This is a genomic window from Helicobacter canadensis MIT 98-5491 (assembly GCF_000162575.1).
GTDB classification, from domain to species: Bacteria; Campylobacterota; Campylobacteria; order Campylobacterales; family Helicobacteraceae; genus Helicobacter_D; species Helicobacter_D canadensis.
In genome coordinates, this window is the sequence record NZ_CM000776.2 from 1200497 (window position 1) to 1221866 (window position 21370).

A 21370-nucleotide genomic window follows, 5' to 3' on the forward strand; every position below is an offset into this window, starting at 1 on the left:
TTTTTACAAAAAGGCAATAACTTATGAAAAGAACATATCAACCACACAACACACCAAGAAAAAGAACACATGGTTTTCGCGTAAGAATGCAAACTAAGAATGGTAGAAAAGTTATCAATGCACGAAGAGCAAAAGGTAGAAAAAGATTAGCTGTTTAATCTCTACTTGGATTTTTAGTTTTGATCACTTTAAAAAGCAAAAAAGACTTTGACATTGTCTATAAAAGCCCCAAAAAATGGCATAATCCTTATTTTATTCTTTTTTTTAAAGAAAATCTCAAATCAAGTCGGATTGGCTTTTGTGTTTCCAAAAAAGTGGGTAATGCGGTTTGTAGAAATTTTGTCAAAAGACGCTTAAGAAATTTATATCGCAACTCAATGTCAAATCTCATCAGTGGCGATATGGTTTTATTGGCAAAAAGTGGGCTAGACAAAGCCCCCTATTCTACTTTACAAAGTAGCTACAACCACGCATTGATGCGATTAAAATTACTCCAAACTGGGTGAATCCAAAAATGCTAAAACGCTTCTTTTTGTTTCTTATTTCTTTTTATCAGCGTTATATTTCAACTTTGTTTGGTCCTAAATGCCGTTATTATCCTTCTTGCTCGGAATACTCTAAACAAGTTTTTGAATTTCAAAATCCTATTATTGCTTTTCTAAAAACTTTTTTAAGAGTTTTAAGCTGCAACCAATTCTTTCAAGGGGGCATTTCTTATCCAAAAATTCGCAAGGTTCTCCGCTATAGCTTTATGCCACCCAAAACACCAAAATATTGGTTAATTCCTACAAAAGTTAAAAATTTTACTTTTAAGAATCTTCCTTGTGTAACCAGAGATTCTATACAAAATGTTTATATTATAAAAAATTTCTCAAAGGTTTCCCGTGCTCAATAAACTTGATAATTTAAATTCGCAAACTCGTATCATCATAGCTGTTGTTTTAGCATTAGCTTTCTTTGTGCCTTATAGTTATTTTTATGCACCAAAACCACAAGAAAATAACGCCACTGCTACATCATCTATCCAAACCACGCAAAATCTCCCCATAACCCAAGAAGCCAAACCCAACCCCACTCAAGAATCAGCACAACTCTCTACCACACAAGAAATTATCACGACCATTAATGGAGAGAATTTTGAATACCAAATCGATCGCTTAGGAAGAATTACGCAAGTTACTCTTAAAGAAGAAAAGTATCACAAGGACGCAAAAAATCTCGAGTTATTTAGTAACGATATTGCCAATCAAAATAATCCAAAAATCTTAGAAATTCGTTTTGCTGATTCAATGCTTAATCAACAAGCCTTTAACACCCCTTATCAAACAAGCGCTACAAATATTGAGCTAAAAGACAAGCCGCAATCTCTCACACTCACGCAAAAACTAGAAAATTTTACACTTACAAAAACCATCACATTTCACCCCAATGGACTCTATGAAGTCAAAGTAGAAATTCCACAAAATTACACTTACTTTATCTCTCCTGGTATGCGTCCAAGTGCTGAAAATGATTCTTATGTTTTTAAAGGCGTTATCATCAAAGAGCAAGATGGAACCATTACTACTATTGAAGATGGCGATTCTAGCGGACAAAGCAACTTTACTAATTCAAGTATCCTAGCTGCTGTAGATAGATATTACACCACTTTATTCTTTAGTCAATCTAACAATCTTAATGCAATAGTTTTAAGCAACGCCGAAGAAAATCCAATGCCTTTTTTAAGTGCTAATGGAAATATTGAGCTATCTGGCTACATTGGACCTAAAGATTATCGGCTCTTAGAAAGCATTAATCCAAATCTTACCGAAGTGGTTGAGTATGGAATCATTACTTTTTTTGCAAAACCACTCTTTTTGCTTTTAGAAACCCTTTATGATTGGTGTGGAAATTGGGGATGGGCAATTATCTTATTAACACTTATTGTTCGTGTAGTGCTTTATCCTTTGACTTACAAAGGAATGGTTTCTATGCAAAAACTCAAAGAGCTTGCTCCAAAAATGAAAGAGATTCAGCAAAAATACAAAGGTGAGCCACAAAAACTCCAAGTCCATATGATGGAACTTTACAAAAAACACGGAGCCAATCCAATGGGAGGATGCCTACCACTTCTTCTACAAATGCCTGTATTTTTTGCAATTTACCGCGTTTTATACAATGCAATTGAACTAAAAGGAGCTGCTTGGTTGCTTTGGATTCAAGATTTATCCGTTATGGATCCTTATTTTGTTTTACCAATTCTTATGGGTATTACTATGTATCTACAACAACATTTAACCCCAACAACTTTTAATGATCCCATACAAGAAAAAATCTTTAAATTCTTACCACTTATCTTTACCATTTTCTTTGTGACTTTCCCTTCTGGATTAGTGCTTTATTGGTTTGTTAATAATATCTTCTCAATCTTACAACAATTACTTATCAACAAAGCCCTTGAACGAAAGAAAGCAAGAGAAATTGCCGAACACAAAAAGCACAAGGTTGAAAAATGAAAAAAATAGAAGCAGCTACCCTTGAAGATGCTTTAATTGAAGCTTCTAAGCTTTTTAATTGCTCTATTGTGGATTTAGAATATGAAATCATCCAAAATCCCCAAAAAGGATTCTTAGGTTTTGGCAAAAAAAACGCCATTATCTGTGCTCAACCCAAAACAAAACAAACTCCAATTGAGCAAACTCCAACACCAAAAACCCAAGCAATCTCACAAAAAGAATCCCCAAAAGACTTAAATCAAATCTCCATACAAGTTCAAAAAGAATTACAAGAATTACTCCAACTCCTTCCTTATAGCATCAATGAAGTTATCGTAAAACCCTATGATGAGAATACCTTGTATATCAAAATTGATGGAGAAGATTCTGCCTTATTAATTGGCAAAGAAGGTTACCGCTACAAAGCTTTCTCCTATCTTATCTTTAATTGGATTAATCATATCTATGGTTTAATGGTAAGATTAGAAATCGCCGAATTTCTTAAAAACCAAGAAGAAATGATTGCTAATCATCTCATACCCGTTATTGAAAATATTAAAACCTATGGAAAGGCTCAAACAAAACCATTAGATGGTGTTTTAGCACACATTGCACTCAAACAATTAAGAGAACAATTCCCAGACAAGTATATTTCTTTTAGAATTAATCAAGAAGGGCAAAAGTATATCATCATCAATGAATTCCAACATTAATCAAACCATAGTTGCTCCAGCCACCACTTATGGAAAGTCCTCTCTCAATGTCATTAGACTAAGCGGACAAGATTCTCTTCTTATTGCCTCCAAACTTGCAAAAGTAAATCCAAATCATTTTAAAGTTCGCTATGCCAAGCTTACTAAAATTTATTTTCAAAATGGTGAATTACTTGATGAATGTATTTTAATTTATTTCAAAGCACCTCATAGCTACACCACTGAAGATGTGATTGAATTCCAATGCCACGGCGGCACCTTTATTGCCCAAAGTATTTTAGAAGAATGCATCAAGCTTGGTGCGAGATTAGCTAAACCTGGAGAATTCACCAAACGCGCCTTTTTAGGTGGCAGAATCGATCTAAGTCAAGCTCAAGCTATCGCCAAGCTCATTGAATCTTCAAATGCCAACGCACACAAAATGTTAATGCGTCATTTAAATGGCGAGATGTATAGTTTTTGTGAAAATTTACGCAAAAATCTCCTTACACTCTTAGCTCATAGCGAAGTTTTTATTGATTATGCCGATGAAGCATTACCACAAGATTTAATGGAAAATCTCCTAAATAGGCTTGATTCCACGCTACAAACTCTTCAAAATCTTTTAGAGCAATCCATACAAAAAAAATCCCTTTTTGAAGGTTATAGACTTTGTATTATCGGAAAACCCAATGTAGGCAAGAGTTCTCTACTTAACGCACTTTTGCACGAAGATCGTGCTATTGTTAGTGATATTGCAGGAACAACACGCGATAGCATTGAAGAAAATTTTCTTTTAGAAGGGCATTTATTGCGTCTCATTGACACAGCAGGAATCCGACAAAGCCAAGACATAATTGAAACCAAAGGCATTGAACGAAGTTTGCAAAAAGCAGAACAAAGCGATATTTTAATCGCCCTTTTTGATAGTAGTCGCCCCCTAGAAGAAGAAGATTTAAAAATAATAGAAATCCTAAAAACCTACCAAGATTCCAAAAAAATCATCGTTTTATTAAACAAAACAGATTTAAAGGGAAGCTTTGATACCCAAATCCTAGCCCCCTTTAATCCCCTTAATTTATGCCTTAAAGACGATAATTTAGCTTCTAACAATTCCTTATTATCTCATTTTAAAAACCATCTTATCTCACTGCTTAATTCTCAAGAAAGCTCACAAATGCTACTTCTAGTCTCACAATATCAATTCCAAGCTATTCAAGCTTGCATTCAAGCTCTCTATGATTCAAAACTTCCATTAGAAAATGGCGAACTAGAACTTTTTAGCTTTCATATTAACGAAGCTCTAAAAGCTTTAGCCTCCATCACAAAGCCCTATGAATATTCTCAAATGCTTGATGTGATGTTTAGCGATTTTTGCCTTGGCAAATAAGGCTTTAGCTATAATCCAACTAATCCTAGCTTTTAGTTTTTAAAAATCCAAATTGCAACACCAAAACCACTACAATATTTGCTAGAATCAATCCACTAAAGAATCCAACAAAATCTAACCAGCCTTTTTTTAAAAAGATTAAAAACAAAACAACAAAGAGTGCATACGCTAATAATCTCAAAGGCAAAAAAAACATTTTAAATCCAACCTTACTAGCATCTTTACTAAACCCACGCCAAAATTTTCGCCCCTTTTGTTTGCATTCTTTTACAAACTCTTCTTCAGAGATTTGAGGCGCATTTTCATCCCAAAACTCTTCTTCCTTGTCTTCTTTACTTTGATAGAGATTTGCCAATGCTTCTAATTCTTCTTTAGATGATCCTCTAATAAGTCGAGAAATTTTATTTTTTTGAGCTAGACAAGTAAAACCCACAATCACAAGAAAAGAAAGAAAAGCAAAAATAAAACTAAGTGCAAAAAGCCTACCCCAAAAAATAGCAGCCAAACTTCCACTCACTATCAAGACTCCAACAAGCACAAAAACTTGTGTCCTAATCCTCATCATCATCCCATTTACTTTGATAAGCATATTTTGGATCTTTACTTAGCTCATCTAGCTCCCTTTTTTGTCTTTTATAAGCTTTATATACATTTAAAATAGCCGCCAAAACACCCCAAATAACCCCAAGCCAAAAAAGCCACCGATAGCCAAATAAAGCCTCCAATCCATAACCAATCCCAACCCCAATAAGCACCGCCACCACCATTGAGATTCCAAGAGTAGCGTTAGAATACGCTAGTATCGCATCATTATACTTTGGTTTTTGAGTAGAATCTTTATTTTCCATATGCACCTATCTCTAAAAACACCTCTTTGGCTTTACTTAAAACTTCATCAATCATTACTTCATTCATTCCCACACAAATAAAGCCTGTCTCAAACTGCGAAGCAGCAAAATACACTCCCTTTTCCAACATTCCTTGATGAAACTTTCCAAACAATTCCGTATCGCTCTTTAGCGCATCTTCAAAGTTTTCTACTGGATTTTGGTTAAAGAAAAATCCAAACATACTTCCCCTTACACAAGTTTGAAGAGTGATTCCAAATTTAGCTGCAATATTCTTTAATCCTTCAGTTAATCGCAAAGCAAGTAATTCTAACTCATTATAAATTTCTGGATTATTTTTTAGCTTTTTTAAAGCCACAAGCCCTGCACTCATTGCTACTGGATTCCCACTTAATGTGCCTGCTTGATACACGCTACCTTGAGGCGAAAGAAGATTCATAATCTCCGATCTTCCACCAAAAGCTCCAACTGGCATTCCCCCTCCAATCACTTTTCCAAAAGTTACTAAATCCCCATTCACTCCATAAAAATTTTGAGAACCATTTAATGAAGCCCTAAATCCACTCATCACTTCATCTAAGATTAAAACAATCCCCTCTTGCTTACAAAGCCTCTCCAAAGATTCTAAAAATTCTTTTTTAGCAGGAACTAACCCCATATTTCCTGCAATAGGCTCTAAAATTACACACGCTATACCTTTGCCCTTTTGTTTGCTAATTTGAATACAAGATTCTACACTTTGAATATCATTATATCGCGCAACTAAAGTATGCTTAGTAAAATCCTCAGGCACACCAGGAGAACTTGGCGAACCAAAAGTTGCCAATCCACTTCCCGCACTCACAAGCAAAGAATCGCTATGCCCATGATAGCAACCCTCAAACTTAATAATATCATCTCTTTTTGTATAAGCCCTAGCTAGTCTAATAGCACTCATTGTCGCTTCAGTGCCACTTGAAACAAAACGAATCTTATCAATTCCTTCATAAATTGAAATCACTTCTTTAGCTAAAGCTGTTTCCAAAGTCGTTGGAGCCCCAAAGGATAAGCCTTTTTTGATTGTTTCTATCACAACAGCCTCAATCTCTTTATCACAATGCCCAAAAATCAAAGGTCCCCAACTTTGGACAAAATCAATGTAAGTGTTATTATCCTCATCAATCAAATAAGGACCTTCTCCTCTTTTAATAAAAGGAGGTGTGCCACCCACACTTTTAAATGCTCTAACAGGAGAATTCACTCCACCTGGAATCACCTGTTTTGCTTCATTAAAGTCATTAATACTATTTAAATGATTTAAAATTTCCATAAACTGCCCTTTATTTTATTTTATGGGAGACAAATTTTGACATATTATCCAAAATCTCTCCACCTTTTCTAAATCCTAATGCACAAGCTTCATACGCATAAAAAACATTGGCTTGATAAAAACTTCCATTGTGCTGATTTAGCAAAGCATATTCTTGATAAATCTCAGGATAATTTCCATAATTTCCACTATTTTGCACCAAAGCATTACCCTTTGAATCAAGAATACTCACGCTCTCACCTTCCCTACCAAAAGCGTGTTTTTTTACTTGTTTTTTGCCAACCAAAGGTTCATAAGAAGTCTCTAACAATAAAGGATGGTTAGGGAATAAATCCCACAAAATCTTAAGCATTCTTTTACTTTGAAACATTAATGTGTAAGCAGGATTTAAAAAAATAGTATTTTTATTGCGTATCATTGCTGTAATAAGATTAGCCAAATCAGGCTCATCAATGGCAATACTTTCCCAAGGAATCAATTTAAACCAAAATTCATAATTTTCACCATTAAAACTTAAACCGGCATTTTCATCTAAATGTGCTTCATGTGCATAACAAAAATTTGTCCCAAACCCAGCTTCTTTAGCAATAACTTCAAGCAATCGTGTCGTTCTCTCTTCTTCATCACTTCCTTGTATGCTAGAAAAAAGTATCTTCCACCCCTCATAAACTTTATTAAAATTTGAAATATCATCACCCAAAGTAATCATTCGCTTAAAATTATCACCCAATGATTCATATAAACTATTAAATTGCAAAGATTCTTTAAAGCCATTTTTCTTAAGTAAAGCCCACTGAATAATCGCACTTTCATAAACCATAGTTGGAGTATCTGCATTGAATTCTAGTAACTTAATAGGTGTTCCATCAAGCCCACCTGCTAAATCAAACCGCCCATATAAATGCCAATGCACTTCCTCTTCCCAACTCATTTGAATCGCTTCTACTAAATTAAAGGGAATTCCAAGCTCAAAAAATAAATCATTATCAATCACATATTGACCTGCTTCTACATACATATCATATAGCTCATTGACAGCATCATAATAATTTTGTGCTTCTTGCTCACTTAACACAACAATTTCATCGCTCACATAAGGCGTCTCATCAACATCGGTATGCCAATTAAGACCTAAATCCTCCAAATCCTCATTGCTTAGTGGCGTTGCTTTGATAATTTCCATTTTTATCCTCCAAATGCACTTGAAGAGCTGCTAGAGCGATTCTGAGTTGTGCTAGTGTTATTTGGAGAATAAAATCCACTACGACCTGCACTACTTGTAGCACTTGTAGCACTACGATTAAAAGAATTTTGCGAACGCTCATAAGCTTGTGGAGTTTTGTAACTTGTTCTTTGTTGAGCTTGATAGTTTTGATTATTAAAAAGCTTACTTCCAATCCAACTCCCCAAAATAGCCCCTGCTGCACTTGCTAAAATCGTTTCACCAAGGGATAATCCAGCTCCTGTTGGGTTTGTAAGCTGCGAAGTGCCTGCATCGATTTTTTTTGATTCTTCTGCTATGATTTTATCAATTTCTTCTTGACTTAAAATCCGCTCATTTCCATCAGCTTCTCTCAAAATCACACGCGTTGTATTACTTGGAGTTTCTTCTAAAATTTTATAAGTTCCATCGCTTTGTTGCTCAATGGTTACTGTCGCCCCATTTTTAGTCGCTTGTTCCAAACCTCCAGCGTTATTAGAATTTTGCGATCCACTATCACAGCCTACCAATGCTAAAATCGCTACCAACCCCAAGCCACTTTTACTAAAAACACCTACAATTTTGGGATCTGATATTTTTTTTAAAAACTTTTTCATTATTCTAAAAACTCCTTAATTTTCACAAATTTTAAAAGAGATTATACACATAAGAAAATAAAAATGCCCTTGAAAAATTGTGCTATTTCTCTTTAGATTTAACTTTACACACTTAGCCATAACTTCCTAACAAAATCTTAAAAATTTAAAAAATACCATACATTATGTAACTAACTTTTTTATAAAAGTTTAAGTTTCAATTAAATAATATTTAGCGTTTATTTAAAAATTTTATTTTAAGGAAACATAATGAAAATAACTAAATTATCCCTTGCGACTTGCATTGCACTTGGAAGTCTTTCAACTGCAAGTTTTGCACAACCACTTGAAGAAGCCATTAAAGGCATTGATGTAAGCGGAATGTTGCGTTATCGCTACACTGATAATCGCTACAAAGATCAAAATTTTAACAAAAATGGAACTACAAAAGGAAATGCCAATCACCAATGGCGTGCAGAAGCACTCTTTAAGACTCCTGTAATCAACAATATTTCAATGAATCTAGGGATTGGCTACCACAACGCACAACAAAATGTCAATCATGGAAAAGGAGATGGCACTTCTATAGCGCCAAATGCGGGTGCATTCACTGGTAATGGACTTGGTTCTGGATCAGATAGCTGGTTTGGTGTAAGAGAATTTAATATGGTAATTACTCCTGATTCAACTAACACCACTATTAAAGCGGGTAAAATGATTATGCAAACCCCAATTAGTGATACACTTGATGATAGAGCAACAGGTATTTTTGTAACAAATTCAGATTTAAATCATTGGACCTTTAACCTTGGAGCATTTGATTCTTGGAGCATTGATGACTACCAAACAGGATATGCACTAACACCTGACAATAAATCCTTTGATAAACCTCTTTATACCGCTGCTGCTTTAAGCAATTATGATACAAATATTGGAAATTTCAGCACTCAACTTTGGCTTTTTAATGCTACAGATATGATTGATTTTGCAGGTTTTGGCGAACTTGCTTGGCAAGATTCAATGTTTCATTTAAGAGGGCAATATGCTTTTAGCAAACTTAATAGCGATGCCAATTCTCCTTGGACGAGTGTATATAAAGGAAATAAAGTAAAAGAAGGGAACGATCTTTACACACTTGAAGCAGGTGTAAAATTCCACGATCTTAATATTCCACTTGCTGCAAAAATAGGATATTGGGGTAACACACAAGATGGTTATGCAGTTTCGCTAGATAATGAAGGATCATTCCAAAAAGTAGGACAAATTTGGTTTGAAAATGCCGCAACAGGTGTTAGCATTTCTATGTTGCCTGCAGAAGGACAAAATATGCCACGAGGCTTTGAATCCAATGAATTAAGTCTATTTTATGCCAATATCAACTATGACATTTTAGAAAACCTAAATGTTGGAATAGACTTCGTAACTGGGACTAATAAAATCTCAAGAGGTCAAGGTGCAGCACACTATAGTGGCGATATTGACTTTACAGAAATTAACCCAAACATTACTTGGCAATACTCTAAATCCCTTAGAATCTTTGCTCACTACTCTATTTTAACAACAGACGCAACAAGACAAATTGCTACTGCTATGAATAACACTCTTCCTGCAGAGCAAATTAGTGATTCTGAAGATAGAAATCGCCTAAGAGTGGAAGTTAAATACACTTTCTAAGTATAAATGGGAATTTTTCCCATTTAACCCCCTTTATTCTCTTTTTACTTTTTTATAAAACTCCATTGAAAGTTTGCTACAAATTCTATTTTTTTTAAAACTTTTTTCATTTCTCATAAAAAGAAAAGCTAAAATTTATTTTTATTTTGCTACCTTAATGTTGCATATTCTAAAAAATTATTATTATTCTATTTTAAGGAGAATCTATGCGAACAAAATGGGTAGAAGCCCGAAAAAATGACAAAATTAAAACTCAACTCCATTATGCAAAAAAAGGAATTATTACTCAAGAAATGGAATATGTGGCTAATATCGAGCACTTAGAAGCCGAAACGATTAGAAAAGAAATCGCCAAAGGGCGTTTGATATTACCCTCCAATGTCAATCATACTAATCTAGAACCTATGGGTATTGGGATTTCTGTAAGAACAAAAATTAATTCCAATATCGGAAGCTCTGCCCTTGCAAGCTCCATAGAAGAAGAAGTTCAAAAAACAATCATCTCTATTAAATATGGTGCAGATACTATTATGGATTTAAGCACAGGTGGAGATTTAGATTCTATTCGTGAAGCGGTGATTAAAAATTCTAGCGTCCCAATTGGAACTGTGCCAATCTATCAAATTTTACACGATGTTAAAAATGATATTAATGCCTTAACCATTGATAAAATGCTAGAAGTTATGGAAAGACAAGCCAAACAAGGCGTTAGCTATTTCACAATTCATTGCGGATTCTTACTAGAACATATGCCTCTTCTTGCCAAACGCAAAATGGGAATCGTTAGCCGTGGAGGTAGCCTAATGGCTTCTTGGATGATGCATTATCACAAGCAAAATCCTTTCTATGAAGCCTTTGATGATATTTTAGATATTTGTCAAAAATATGATGTTTCTTTAAGTCTTGGAGATTCTTTGCGTCCAGGTTGTTTAGCTGATTCAAGTGATGCAGCTCAACTTAGTGAATTAAAAGTCTTAGGGGAATTAACCAAAAGAGCTTGGGAAAAAGATGTTCAAGTAATGATTGAAGGTCCAGGGCATGTTCCAATGAATGAAATTGAACGCAATGTAGAGCTTCAAAAAGAACTTTGCTTTGAAGCACCTTTTTATGTTTTAGGTCCGCTTGTTACAGATATTGCCGCAGGATATGATCATATTGCTTCGGCTATTGGAGCAGCCATTGCTGCTTGGAAAGGTGTCGCAATGCTCTGCTATGTTACCCCAAAAGAACATTTGGGCTTACCTAATGCCAAGGATGTTCGTGAGGGAATCATTGCCTACAAAATCGCCGCACACGCTGCAGATATTGCTAGAGGACGCATTAATGCAAGAGTAAGAGATGATGCAATGAGCAATGCACGCTATAATTTTGATTGGAATAAGCAATTTGAACTTGCACTTGATCCAGAAAGAGCAAAAGAATATCACGATGAAAGTTTGCCACAAGAAGTTTTCAAAGAAGCAAAATTTTGTTCAATGTGTGGTCCAAAATTCTGTAGTTACAAAATTTCACAAGAAATTATCCAACAAAACAATTAACAAAAGGAAAAATAATGAATCAAGAACAATTAGTTAGCTTATTAAAAGAAATCATTTATCCTAATTTCGAAAAGGATATTGTAACCTTTGGGTTTGTTAAAGAAATGTTAATTCACGAAAATGCGGTATCACTTCGCATTGAAATCCCCTCAGCCTCACCAGAAGTAGCAGAAACACTCCGCACACAAATTACTCAAAAGCTTAATGCACAAGGAATTACTAAAATCAATCTTGATATCAAACAACCCAAACCCCAAGCTCAAAACCAAAAACCACAAGGCACAAAAAATCTTGCTCCACAAATCAAAAACTTCGTGATGGTAAGCAGCGGTAAAGGTGGAGTTGGAAAATCAACCACTAGCGTTAATCTTGCAATTGCATTGGCTCAACAAGGTAAAAAAGTAGCCTTACTTGATGCAGATATTTATGGTCCAAATATACCGCGTATGCTAGGTTTGCAAAATGATAAACCCGAAGTGGATCAAAAACTCAAAAAACTCATTCCACTCCAAGCTTATGGAATTGAGATGATTTCAATGGGAGTGCTTTATGATGAGGGACAAAGTCTCATTTGGCGTGGTCCAATGATTATTCGTGCTATTGAACAAATGCTTAGCGATGTTTTATGGGATAATCTAGATGTAATGGTTATTGATATGCCACCAGGAACGGGAGATGCACAACTAACTTTAGCTCAAAGCGTCCCTGTTACAGCTGGCATTGCTGTCTCTACTCCACAAAAAGTGGCTTTAGATGATGGAGCAAGAGCCTTAGATATGTTTGCAAAACTCAAAATTCCTGTTGCTGGAATTATTGAAAATATGAGCGGTTTTATTTGTCCTGATTGCGGCAAAGAATATGACATTTTTGGCAAAGGCACCACTGAAGAAGTCGCTAAAGCCTATGGAACAAAAACTTTAGCACAAATCCCAATTGAACCAAGCGTGAGAGAAGCTGGGGACAATGGAAAGCCTATTGTCTATTTCCATCCTGATTCAAAATCTGCTAAGGAATATCTAAAAGCCGCCAAGGAATTATGGGATTTTATGGAAGAAGTGAATGCAAAAAAATTAGCAGATAATAGCGCAATCCAACCTGTGGATACCGGCAAATCTGCTTGTTCTTCTTAAGTTTATTAAGCAAATTCCTTTAAGGGTTTGCTTAAGATTCTATCTTACCAAATTATGAATGCCAATTTTTCTTTAGCTTCTTATATTTTCCTCTCTTTGCTCTAGCAAAAACAACAAGATTGTGACGAAATTTTCCTGCTAAATTCTGTGCTTTTTTTAGCTTTTTTGCACTTAGCGCATAGAGCATTTGATATTCCTCTGGAGAATAAAACCACTCTCCTTTGGGTTGAAAAAATTTAAAATCTACATTATTAAGCTTTGCAAGTCTAGCTAACTCAGCAAAGATTCCATCAGAAATATCCATTCCTGCTTTGGCAACTTTATTTAAAGCTAAAATCATTTTAGGATACAAAATTGGAGAATCAAAGCGAGTATTTTTTATAACTTGATTAAAACGCAAAGCACCTTTTAGATTCTTAAGGTTTTTTCCAAAGGCTTGTTTATTGGACAAATTTAATGGACTTCTTGGGCTAAGATAAGCTAGAAAATCACCCTTTTGAATTGGTTTTCTAAAAAGTGTTTTTTTGCCTTTTTGTCCAAGAATCGTAAGAGAAAAGTGTAGCTTCTCCCCTACAATAGTATCACCACCCACAATCTTAACGCCAAAATTTTCTGCCATTAGGTTAAAGATTCTTGCTAACTTCTTTGCTTCTTTAAAATCCTTTGGAATACAAAGTGTCAATAAAACATATCTTGGAATGGCATTCATCGCATAAATATCAGAAAGATTAACCAAAAAAGCCTTTTTGATAAGCCTATCTAAACTTCCCCATTCTTGCTTAAAATGAATCCCTTCAAAAAAGGCATCATTTGCAACAACAAAATCACCTAGCACGACTCCATCATCGCCTATACCAAAACCTGCCCTGCTTTGACTTAATTCTTCAATAAAAACCTTTTCTCTATCTCGCATTACTTTGGTTAATTTACTTTAATCAATTTTCATACTCATATCAAGCCAAGTTGCTTGATGAATGATTGCTCCACTAGAAATCGCATCTATTCCACTTTTGGCATATTCTCTTATATTGGCTAAAGTAATATTACCACTTGCCTCCAACAATACATTAGGTGCGATTAAATCACGCATTTTAACGATTTCTTTTATTGTTGTAGCCTCCATATTATCGCACATCAAAATATCAATTTTTGATTCTAAAGCCTCTTTGGCTTGCAAAACATTTTCGCATTCTACTTCTATTTTAGTAGTAAAGGGGATTTTTTCCTTAATTTCTTGAATAAATTTACTTAGAGATAAAATTCTTGATAAATGAGTATCTTTTAACATCAAGCAATCATCCAATCCAAAACGATGATTAATAGCCCCACCATTTCGTGTGGAATATTTCTCAAAATCCCGAAGTAAAGGTCGCGTTTTCCTTGTATCCAACAGCACACACTGCGTTCCTTCTAAAGCCTTTACATATTTGTTTGTAAGTGTAGCAATTCCGCTAGAATGCTGCAAAAGATTCAAAATGGTTCGCTCTGCCCCCAAAATCGCACTCATCTTGCCTTTGAAAGTTGCAATTTTAGCTCCTTTATAAAAGGCTTCTGCATCCTTTAAAGAAAATTCTACTTCAATACCCAATAACTCGCACAAACGCTCCACATAAATTCTACCTGATAAAATTCCATCTTCTTTGGCTAAAATATAGCTTTCTACTTCAATATTATTTTCAATTCTCGCATACAAATCTCCCTTTCCCATATCCTCTTTTAGGGTTGCTTTTAAAAAATCATCTAATAAAATCTTATGCATTATCTATCCTTATGAAAGCTCCAACATTTTTTCTAAAGCGCGTTTAGCCTTGATTGCCACCTCTTCTTTAAGCAAGATTTCATTGTATGCTTCTCCCTTATCTAAAGCTTCTAAAACATTCAAAACATCTTGCAAAGTTGTTTCATTCATCGTAGGACATTCAGGCTTAGTAGAAGAAAGCACAAAGGTATTTTGGATTCCATTATAGGGTTTTCTTAAACGATTTACAAGATTAAATTCTGTTCCTACTACAACCCTTTGTGCTGGATCTAAATTTTGCACATATTGAATAATTTGACTAGTAGAACCAACAAAATCTGCCTTTTGCACAACCTCAGGAGTGCATTCTGGATGCACTGCTACTAAAATATCAGGATATTTCTGCCGATAAAAATCCACATCTTCTGCTGTAAAAAGCTGATGAACCGAACAAAATCCATCATAACAAATAATGTCCGCATCTAAAATTTTCTCTTTTGAATCCAACCCTAAAACCGCACTCTTTAAACCATTTTGGGAAGCTAGATTCTGCCCCAAGCACCTATCTGGCAAAAAAAAGATTTTTTTATTATGCTTGAGGGCATAATCCATAATTTTAGCTGCATTAGCACTTGTGCAAACCACTCCATCAAGCTCTGCCACTTTTGCCTTAACCTCTGCATTGGAATTAATATAAGTTACTGGAAAAATAGTTTCAATGCCATATTCTTTTAATTTTTCAATAGATTTATCAAAATAAGTATCATCAATCATTCTAGCCATTGAACAACAAGCAATTTTAGGCATAAAAACACGCTTTTTTGGTGCTAGAATTTTCACACTCTGCCCCATAAAACCAACTCCACAAAACACCACATTTTGATTCTTGCTTTGGGAGGATTTTCTAGCCAACTCCAAACTATCCCCAATCAAATCTGCAATTTCTACAATCTCATCGCGTTGATAGAAATGTGCCACTAACAATACATCAAGCTTCTTTTGCAATTCTTTGATTCTTGCTTTCATTTTCACTCCTTGTATTTAGCAATTTGTTGTCCAAAAAACACTTTTTCTCTAGGCTTTAAATCATATTCCCAATTCTTGGAAAGTATTACAATCGTTGAGCCCATATGAAAACAACCTATCTCTTCACCTTTTTTAATTTTTATAGGCTTTTTATATTCATAAATTTTATTCATTTTAAGATTAACAATTTCTGATTCTACATTAATTTGAATTTTCCCCACATTTAAAGCACCAATTGCCACATAATAAAAAGCATTACCAAAATCATCTTGACATTCCAAAACCACCCTTTTATTTTTATTAAAAAGATTCTCATTTTTTAAAAGTGATCTTTCATTAACCGGCAAAAGCATTCCTTCAATTAATTCAATTTTTTTGACCTCCAAATTAATTGGTGCGTGAAACCGATGATAATCTCTTGGAGAGAGATAAAAATTCACAAAACAATAATGTTCATCCAAGTCTTGATGAATAAAATCCCTCAAACCATAATTTTTTCCTTTAATTTGCATTGCCATATTATTTTTACAAACTCCACTCTCCATTACCACTCCATCACAAGGAGATATTAACACATTTTGATTTTTATCAAAACTTCGCATTTTAACTAATGATCGTGTAAAAAGGGCATCAAGTGTGGGATAACTCTGCAAGGTATCAAATTCTTCTAAATCAATTTTGAATAATTTAACATATGCCTTATTGATTAAAAATTGTATCTTAGGACAAAAGGCAAAATGAGACAATTTTTCAAAAATTCGTGAAATTAAATTCGTGTAATGCAAGATTACTCCTTTATCCAAATAGAATCTTCATTTAAATTAGGGCGATTTTGAAGCACTTCAAAAGGTTTAAATTTTTCCTTATATCCCATAGAATGATGATCTTTTATCCAATACCCAGGATAAAGATATTTGATATTATACTCTTTTGCAAAGGCAATTTGCTTGAGAATAGAATAGCTTCCGATAGAAAATTTCTTGAAATCATGATCATAATAACAATAAACTGCTGAAATTGCATTATCCAAAATATCAACTAACGCCACTCCAACTAGCTTTTCTTCATAGTAATAATCAAATTCATAACCAAAATCTTGATAGCCTTGCACAAAAGTTTCATAATAGATTTCTAAAGTGCTCTTTTGGTATTGCCAACCCTTTTTACCTTGCATTATCCTATGATATTTCTCATAAAGCTCCAAATGTTCTAAACTTACTTTTGGTCTTGTAATTTTAAGCTTTAATGGATTCTTTAAGATTCTCTGTTGGGACTTTGAAAAAACAAAATTTTCACAATCTTGGCGTATAGAAATACACTCTTCACAGCCTTGACAAATAGGCACAAAAAAATAATAACCAAAACGCCTCCAGCCCCTCTGTAACAATAAATCATAAAATTCTTTACTGCATTGTTTAATATAAAAATAACGAAACTTAGATTCTATTCCCTCTAAATAGCTACAAGGTTTTGGGCTTTGGAGAATCTCAAAAATTTCCATTATTTTACACTAAGCAAAATGGGAGAAGCATTTGTGTTTCTAGCAGCGGTTTGAAATTCTTTCTTAGCATTTGTAACTTTTAATAAATAATTGCGTGCTTCTTCATATTTCAATGAAGTCCTAAGCTTACGATACACTTCTGCTGAAGTCATAGAATTAATCACTTCAACTGCTTTTTTTCTATCACTATGAAAAACCGAAAGCACATTTCCACTTCCTGTATTATAGGCAGCAATCACACAATATTCATGAGAAAGATTATTTTTAATGCCTGTTAAATAACGCGTAAAAAGAATATCTAAATAAGTCGAGCCATATTGAATATTGATTTTGGGAGTAAAAAGCATTTCTTTGGTTGGAATACCATCTTTATTGTTTAATGCCTTATAAACATCTCTCCCAGCACTTGCAGGAACAACTTGCATAAGTCCATAAGCAGGAATATGACTAACTGCATAAGGATTAAAACTACTTTCTGTTTTAATAATAGCAAAAATCAAAGCTTGTTCTATGCCATATTCTTTAGCATACAATGCCACATATTCACCATATTTATGCTCACTTTGAATCTCTCTATCTGCCACCATATCAAATTGCACATAATAAACAATCTTTTTTTTACCCGCTTCTTCTATTTCTCTTGTTTTTAAATCATTATCAATCAAATAAGTTGCATAGCGATTTGCTCTCCAAGGATACAAAACCACTTTCCCTTCATTATCCTTAACTAAATTCGCCAAATAAGGAGTTCCCGAATAAACCACTTCCTTATCTGAATACAAATCTACTTTTTCTGGATCATCTGGAGTAAGCAAAGTTGCCACAATCGCTTTATGCAAAGCTTCTTTAGGATTTTTAGTATCTAGAGTTGAAACTGAAATAATCCCTTTGGCAAAATCCACTTCCGCACGAGAAAGATAAGAATCGGTATATTTTACATACACTTCTTGAGAAGCGGTTTGTGCATCATCTTTACCCCAATTTTGAATAACTTTTTGAGTTAGCTGTGCGACAATTTTTTTAAAATTTGCTTGAAGATTTTTGATGATATTCTCTAATTGCTCAGAATCTAAAACTTCTTCTAAAACTGCATTAATAGCAGAATCTAAAGTAGGAGCAGTATTGGATTGCGTTGCTTCTAGAGTTGTATCTAAAGTTTTATTAACAACTTTCTTAACAATTTGCTGTGTAGAAAGGTTTTGGGAATTATAGATTAAATCTCTATAACCTAGCAAACAACCGCCCAAAAAAAGGGCTAAAAAGGCTAATGGAATTATAGTTTTCAAAGATTTCAAGAAACTAACATTCCCTCTTTGATTTCTTGAGCTTTTTGTTTTGAAACTAAAATTTCAGCCAAGTAAAACGCAAATTCTAGTGCAGTTGCAGGACCTTTTGAAGTGATAATATTCTCGCTTTGAATCACATTTTTAGAAATTTTATAATTTGGATTTTTTATATTTTTTTCAATGCCTGGATAGCAAGTAAAATCACAATTTTCTAACATCCCCATTTTAAAAAGTGCTAATGGAGCAGCACAAATAGCCGCAATGATTTTATGATTAGAGTGTAATTTCAAAACAATTTCTTTCAATTCGCTAGAAGCGATAAGATTCTGTGTCCCTTCCCAACCTCCTGGAAAAACAACCGCATCCAAACTAGACTCATCAATTTCTCTAAGAGAAGCATCTGCAATAACTTTTACACCACCTTGGGAAATAACTTCCAAAGAATCATTTAAACTAGCAACAACAACTTCACATCCTACTCTTCTTAAAACATCAATAATAGAAATTGCTTCTAATTCTTCAAAACCCTTGCCAAGTGGAATCAAAACTTTTGCCATTAAAATACCTTATTTAACTTTATCGAGATATTCGCCTGTTTCAGTATTAACACGAATCACATCACCCTCTAGGACATGATAAGGCACCTGCACAACTGCACCTGTTTCTAAAGTAGCTGGTTTTTTGCTTGCACTTGTCGTATCACCTTTGAAATTTGGTGGAGTTTCCACTACTTTTAATTCAACCGTCTGTGGCACATCAACCGATATTGCTTTACCATTATGGAATAAAATATTCACCACCATTGATTCTATCATCCATTTTGCAACATCGCCAACTTGATCTTCGCTTAAGCCAATTTGCTCATAAGTTTCATTGTCCATAAATTGAAAGAAATCTCCATCGTGGTAAAGAAACTGCATTGACTTTTCTTGCAAATTTGGTTCTTCACATTTATCACCAGCATGAAAAGTTTTTTCTAGCACTCGACCATCTAAAAAAGATTTCATTTTTACTCGCACGAATGCTGCCCCTTTACCAGGCTTTACATGTTGATATTCTGTGATTCTATAGGGGACACCCTCTAACTCAATCTTTAAGCCTTTTTTTAAATCTCCCATTGAATAAGCCATTTTTTTCCTTTTTTTATTAAATTTTATTTGAACTTCCTAAAATATCCATTCTCTCTGCCATAACCTTAACCATTGCTTCCTTAGCAGGAGCAAAGAATTTACGCAAATCAAATTGTGTTTTATCTTCATTAGCAACGCGTCTAACTTCTGCCATAAAAGCTATTCGCAAATCAGTGTCCGTATTAACCTTATTAATTCCACCCTTAATTGCTTCTTTTAAGAAATCAAAAGGCACACCTTTACTTCCTTTTAAATCTCCGCCTGTGTTTAAAAAACTCGCTCTTACATAGTCAGGAATCGCACTAGCACCATGAAGAACAAGAGGGATCTTAGTCCTGCGTTTCACTTCTTGAAGTCGCTCAAAATCAAGCTTTGGCTCTCCTTTAAATTTAAAGGCTCCATGACTTGTCCCAATAGCAGGAGCTAAAAAATCCACCTTAGATTCTCTAACAAATTCTTCTGCTTCTTGTGGATTTACTAAACAAGCATCTTTTTCATCTACTGAAATATTATCCTCAATTCCCATTAATCTTCCAAGTTCTGCTTCCACACTTACACCTGCAATATGGGCAACTTCAACCACTTTTTTTGTCTCTGCTAAGTTTTCTTCAAAAGGATGATGACTAGCATCAATCATTACCGAAGTAAATCCCGCTCTAATTGCACGAACACAAGATTCAAAACTAGTCCCATGATCCAAATGTAATGCAACAGGAATATACGGATAACGACTAGCAAGAATCTTTACCATTCCCACTGCCATATCAATCCCCATATATTTAATAGCCCCCTCACTAGCCTGCACAATAATGGGTGAATTTTTGAGATTTGCTGCTTCAAAAATAGCACTAAGCATTTCATAATTTACAAAATTAAATGCCCCCACTCCATAGTTTTCTTGATTAGCCTTTTGTAAAATTGTATTTCCGCAAACTAACATATAAGCCCTTATTTAATAATTTCCACTTTAGCTTTAGAACGCAAATCTTGACCTTCTTTTCTAACATTTTCTTGGAATTTTGTTAATTTCAAATTTTGTTCAATTTGTCCGCTGACATCTTTAAGTGCTAAAGTTGTGGTAGGGCGTTTATCATCAACATAAATCACATGGTATCCAAATTGTGTTTTTACTGGAGTTTGAGTGTATTGACCTTTATTGAGTTTAAAAGCTGCATCCGCAAACTCTGGAACAACTTGACCTTTTGCAATCCAACCCAACTCACCACCATTTTGTGCGCTTCCATCTTTAGATTTTGCTTTGGCAAACTCCTCAAACTTACTTGCAACATTTTTACCTGCTTTTTTAAGATCAGCAATAATATTTTTAGCATCAGCCTCACTGCTAACTAAAATATGCTTAACTTTAGCAGTTTCTGGTTGAACAAATTTTGTTTTATTTTGATTATAGAATTTCTCAATTTCAGAGCTAGAAACTTTTACTTTTCCCATTTCTTGACGCATCCAAACTTCTAACGCTAAATCTTCTTTGACACTTTCTAGGGCTTCTTTAAATTCTTTTGATTTTTCAACACCTTCTTTTTTGGCTTGTGCAATCAAAAGTTTTCTTTCGACAGCTTGATTTACCACTTGATCTTTTGCTTCTTGTGGTAATTGTGCAAAAGAAACCCCTGGCATTGCTCTCATAAGTGCTGCGATATCTTTTTCTGTAATCTCATCTCCATTAACTTTTGCAAAAGTCTCTGCAAAACTCACGCCTTGCAATAAAGAAAATGCTACAACTGAACTCAAAAGTATTTTTTTCATATTTAAAACCTTATTAAGAAATTTTTTATAATTCTACCCTTATTTTTTTAAATATTCGATTAACTAACCTAAA

24 protein-coding genes are annotated in these 21370 nt (G+C 34.3%); 9 read left to right on the forward strand and 15 right to left on the reverse strand.

Annotation, left to right across the window (positions count from 1 at the left end; genetic code table 11):
* Positions 1–23: 23 nt before the first annotated feature.
* Genes rpmH through mnmE form a run of 6 tightly spaced genes read left to right on the forward strand, consistent with a single transcriptional unit; the run spans position 24 to position 4556 of the window.
* Entirely contained in the window at positions 24–158 is a 135-nt protein-coding gene (gene rpmH / locus HCAN_RS05920) for a 50S ribosomal protein L34 (protein WP_005020743.1), read from the forward strand.
* Positions 159–179: 21 nt separating this feature from the next.
* Positions 180–506, forward strand: coding sequence for a ribonuclease P protein component (rnpA, locus tag HCAN_RS05925; RefSeq protein WP_006655850.1), 327 nt, complete (start codon positions 180–182; stop codon positions 504–506).
* Positions 507–514: 8 nt separating this feature from the next.
* Complete coding sequence (gene yidD, locus HCAN_RS05930) at positions 515–895, forward strand: membrane protein insertion efficiency factor YidD (RefSeq protein ID WP_006656903.1); 381 nt, start codon at positions 515–517, stop codon at positions 893–895.
* A complete protein-coding gene (yidC, locus tag HCAN_RS05935) occupies positions 885–2495 on the forward strand; it encodes a membrane protein insertase YidC (RefSeq protein WP_006655852.1) in 1611 nt (536 codons plus the stop codon). The genes yidD and yidC overlap by 11 nt, the downstream gene beginning before the upstream one ends.
* A complete protein-coding gene (locus HCAN_RS05940; RefSeq protein WP_006655853.1) occupies positions 2492–3187 on the forward strand; it encodes a Jag N-terminal domain-containing protein in 696 nt (231 codons plus the stop codon). Before yidC ends, HCAN_RS05940 begins: the two co-directional genes overlap by 4 nt.
* Positions 3171–4556, forward strand: a complete 1386-nt coding sequence (gene mnmE / locus HCAN_RS05945; RefSeq protein WP_006655854.1) for a tRNA uridine-5-carboxymethylaminomethyl(34) synthesis GTPase MnmE — start codon at positions 3171–3173, stop codon at positions 4554–4556. The genes HCAN_RS05940 and mnmE overlap by 17 nt, the downstream gene beginning before the upstream one ends.
* A gap of 25 nt (positions 4557–4581) precedes the next feature.
* Here mnmE and HCAN_RS05950 read toward each other — a convergent pair whose 3' ends face one another.
* The 5 genes from HCAN_RS05950 to HCAN_RS05970 are packed head-to-tail and all read right to left on the reverse strand — an operon-like array spanning position 4582 to position 8531.
* Positions 4582–5118 (reverse strand): hypothetical protein, encoded by a 537-nt coding sequence (locus HCAN_RS05950; RefSeq protein WP_006656904.1) that lies wholly within the window; start codon positions 5116–5118, stop codon positions 4582–4584.
* Complete coding sequence (locus tag HCAN_RS05955) at positions 5108–5404, reverse strand: AtpZ/AtpI family protein (RefSeq protein WP_006655856.1); 297 nt, start codon at positions 5402–5404, stop codon at positions 5108–5110. Before HCAN_RS05955 ends, HCAN_RS05950 begins: the two co-directional genes overlap by 11 nt.
* The gene (gene hemL / locus HCAN_RS05960; RefSeq protein WP_006655857.1) at positions 5394–6713 is read right to left on the reverse strand and encodes a glutamate-1-semialdehyde 2,1-aminomutase; all 1320 of its coding nucleotides are present in this window, start codon (positions 6711–6713) and stop codon (positions 5394–5396) included. The genes HCAN_RS05955 and hemL overlap by 11 nt, the downstream gene beginning before the upstream one ends.
* 10 nt (positions 6714–6723) lie before the next feature.
* A complete protein-coding gene (locus HCAN_RS05965; RefSeq protein ID WP_006655858.1) occupies positions 6724–7896 on the reverse strand; it encodes a glutathionylspermidine synthase family protein in 1173 nt (390 codons plus the stop codon).
* Positions 7897–7898: 2 nt separating this feature from the next.
* Entirely contained in the window at positions 7899–8531 is a 633-nt protein-coding gene (locus HCAN_RS05970) for a UPF0323 family lipoprotein (RefSeq protein WP_006655859.1), read from the reverse strand.
* 249 nt (positions 8532–8780) lie between these two features.
* On the opposite strand from HCAN_RS05970, the gene HCAN_RS05975 reads away from it, so the two are divergent.
* From HCAN_RS05975 to HCAN_RS05985, 3 genes are all read left to right on the forward strand, one after another.
* Positions 8781–10184: a major outer membrane protein gene (locus HCAN_RS05975; RefSeq protein WP_006655860.1), complete on the forward strand. Its 1404-nt coding sequence runs from the start codon at positions 8781–8783 to the stop codon at positions 10182–10184.
* 206 nt (positions 10185–10390) lie between these two features.
* Positions 10391–11722, forward strand: a complete 1332-nt coding sequence (gene thiC / locus HCAN_RS05980; RefSeq protein ID WP_006655861.1) for a phosphomethylpyrimidine synthase ThiC — start codon at positions 10391–10393, stop codon at positions 11720–11722.
* Positions 11723–11736: 14 nt separating this feature from the next.
* A complete protein-coding gene (locus HCAN_RS05985) occupies positions 11737–12852 on the forward strand; it encodes an Mrp/NBP35 family ATP-binding protein (RefSeq protein ID WP_006655862.1) in 1116 nt (371 codons plus the stop codon).
* A 52-nt stretch (positions 12853–12904) separates the two neighbouring features.
* On the opposite strand, the gene HCAN_RS05990 is transcribed toward HCAN_RS05985, so the two are convergent.
* The 10 genes from HCAN_RS05990 to HCAN_RS06035 are packed head-to-tail and all read right to left on the reverse strand — an operon-like array spanning position 12905 to position 21297.
* Positions 12905–13765, reverse strand: coding sequence for a thiamine-phosphate kinase (locus HCAN_RS05990; RefSeq protein ID WP_006655863.1), 861 nt, complete (start codon positions 13763–13765; stop codon positions 12905–12907).
* An 18-nt stretch (positions 13766–13783) separates the two neighbouring features.
* A complete protein-coding gene (gene nadC / locus HCAN_RS05995) occupies positions 13784–14611 on the reverse strand; it encodes a carboxylating nicotinate-nucleotide diphosphorylase (RefSeq protein ID WP_006655864.1) in 828 nt (275 codons plus the stop codon).
* A gap of 9 nt (positions 14612–14620) precedes the next feature.
* Complete coding sequence (gene nadA, locus HCAN_RS06000; RefSeq protein ID WP_006655865.1) at positions 14621–15616, reverse strand: quinolinate synthase NadA; 996 nt, start codon at positions 15614–15616, stop codon at positions 14621–14623.
* Positions 15617–15618: 2 nt separating this feature from the next.
* The gene (locus tag HCAN_RS06005) at positions 15619–16401 is read right to left on the reverse strand and encodes a phosphatidylserine decarboxylase (protein ID WP_006656905.1); all 783 of its coding nucleotides are present in this window, start codon (positions 16399–16401) and stop codon (positions 15619–15621) included.
* 2 nt (positions 16402–16403) lie between these two features.
* Entirely contained in the window at positions 16404–17117 is a 714-nt protein-coding gene (locus HCAN_RS06010) for an arginyltransferase (RefSeq protein ID WP_006655867.1), read from the reverse strand.
* Positions 17117–18352, reverse strand: coding sequence for a murein transglycosylase domain-containing protein (locus HCAN_RS06015; protein WP_006655868.1), 1236 nt, complete (start codon positions 18350–18352; stop codon positions 17117–17119). The genes HCAN_RS06010 and HCAN_RS06015 overlap by 1 nt, the downstream gene beginning before the upstream one ends.
* 56 nt (positions 18353–18408) lie before the next feature.
* Positions 18409–18960 carry a DJ-1 family glyoxalase III gene (locus tag HCAN_RS06020; RefSeq protein WP_006655869.1) on the reverse strand — a complete coding sequence of 184 codons (552 nt, stop codon included), beginning with the start codon at positions 18958–18960 and terminating at the stop codon, positions 18409–18411.
* Positions 18961–18969: 9 nt separating this feature from the next.
* Positions 18970–19533, reverse strand: a complete 564-nt coding sequence (efp, locus tag HCAN_RS06025; RefSeq protein WP_006655870.1) for an elongation factor P — start codon at positions 19531–19533, stop codon at positions 18970–18972.
* A gap of 16 nt (positions 19534–19549) precedes the next feature.
* Positions 19550–20473 carry a class II fructose-bisphosphate aldolase gene (locus tag HCAN_RS06030; RefSeq protein ID WP_006655871.1) on the reverse strand — a complete coding sequence of 308 codons (924 nt, stop codon included), beginning with the start codon at positions 20471–20473 and terminating at the stop codon, positions 19550–19552.
* 8 nt (positions 20474–20481) lie between these two features.
* Positions 20482–21297, reverse strand: a complete 816-nt coding sequence (locus HCAN_RS06035) for a foldase protein PrsA (protein ID WP_006655872.1) — start codon at positions 21295–21297, stop codon at positions 20482–20484.
* Positions 21298–21370 lie beyond the last annotated feature (73 nt).

What these genes read in the sequence shown, in the direction of transcription:
- rpmH (WP_005020743.1), top strand. Translation starts at nt 24, where the DNA reads ATGAAAAGAACATATCAACCACACAACACACCAAGAAAAAGAACACAT.
- yidD (WP_006656903.1), top strand. Translation starts at nt 515, where the DNA reads ATGCTAAAACGCTTCTTTTTGTTTCTTATTTCTTTTTATCAGCGTTAT.
- HCAN_RS05940 (WP_006655853.1), top strand. Translation starts at nt 2,492, where the DNA reads ATGAAAAAAATAGAAGCAGCTACCCTTGAAGATGCTTTAATTGAAGCT.
- mnmE (WP_006655854.1), top strand. Translation starts at nt 3,171, where the DNA reads ATGAATTCCAACATTAATCAAACCATAGTTGCTCCAGCCACCACTTAT.
- HCAN_RS05950 (WP_006656904.1), bottom strand. Translation starts at nt 5,118, where the DNA reads ATGAGGATTAGGACACAAGTTTTTGTGCTTGTTGGAGTCTTGATAGTG.
- HCAN_RS05955 (WP_006655856.1), bottom strand. Translation starts at nt 5,404, where the DNA reads ATGGAAAATAAAGATTCTACTCAAAAACCAAAGTATAATGATGCGATA.
- hemL (WP_006655857.1), bottom strand. Translation starts at nt 6,713, where the DNA reads ATGGAAATTTTAAATCATTTAAATAGTATTAATGACTTTAATGAAGCA.
- HCAN_RS05965 (WP_006655858.1), bottom strand. Translation starts at nt 7,896, where the DNA reads ATGGAAATTATCAAAGCAACGCCACTAAGCAATGAGGATTTGGAGGAT.
- HCAN_RS05970 (WP_006655859.1), bottom strand. Translation starts at nt 8,531, where the DNA reads ATGAAAAAGTTTTTAAAAAAAATATCAGATCCCAAAATTGTAGGTGTT.
- HCAN_RS05975 (WP_006655860.1), top strand. Translation starts at nt 8,781, where the DNA reads ATGAAAATAACTAAATTATCCCTTGCGACTTGCATTGCACTTGGAAGT.
- thiC (WP_006655861.1), top strand. Translation starts at nt 10,391, where the DNA reads ATGCGAACAAAATGGGTAGAAGCCCGAAAAAATGACAAAATTAAAACT.
- HCAN_RS05985 (WP_006655862.1), top strand. Translation starts at nt 11,737, where the DNA reads ATGAATCAAGAACAATTAGTTAGCTTATTAAAAGAAATCATTTATCCT.
- HCAN_RS05990 (WP_006655863.1), bottom strand. Translation starts at nt 13,765, where the DNA reads ATGCGAGATAGAGAAAAGGTTTTTATTGAAGAATTAAGTCAAAGCAGG.
- nadC (WP_006655864.1), bottom strand. Translation starts at nt 14,611, where the DNA reads ATGCATAAGATTTTATTAGATGATTTTTTAAAAGCAACCCTAAAAGAG.
- nadA (WP_006655865.1), bottom strand. Translation starts at nt 15,616, where the DNA reads ATGAAAGCAAGAATCAAAGAATTGCAAAAGAAGCTTGATGTATTGTTA.
- HCAN_RS06010 (WP_006655867.1), bottom strand. Translation starts at nt 17,117, where the DNA reads ATGGAAATTTTTGAGATTCTCCAAAGCCCAAAACCTTGTAGCTATTTA.
- HCAN_RS06020 (WP_006655869.1), bottom strand. Translation starts at nt 18,960, where the DNA reads ATGGCAAAAGTTTTGATTCCACTTGGCAAGGGTTTTGAAGAATTAGAA.
- efp (WP_006655870.1), bottom strand. Translation starts at nt 19,533, where the DNA reads ATGGCTTATTCAATGGGAGATTTAAAAAAAGGCTTAAAGATTGAGTTA.
- HCAN_RS06030 (WP_006655871.1), bottom strand. Translation starts at nt 20,473, where the DNA reads ATGTTAGTTTGCGGAAATACAATTTTACAAAAGGCTAATCAAGAAAAC.
- HCAN_RS06035 (WP_006655872.1), bottom strand. Translation starts at nt 21,297, where the DNA reads ATGAAAAAAATACTTTTGAGTTCAGTTGTAGCATTTTCTTTATTGCAA.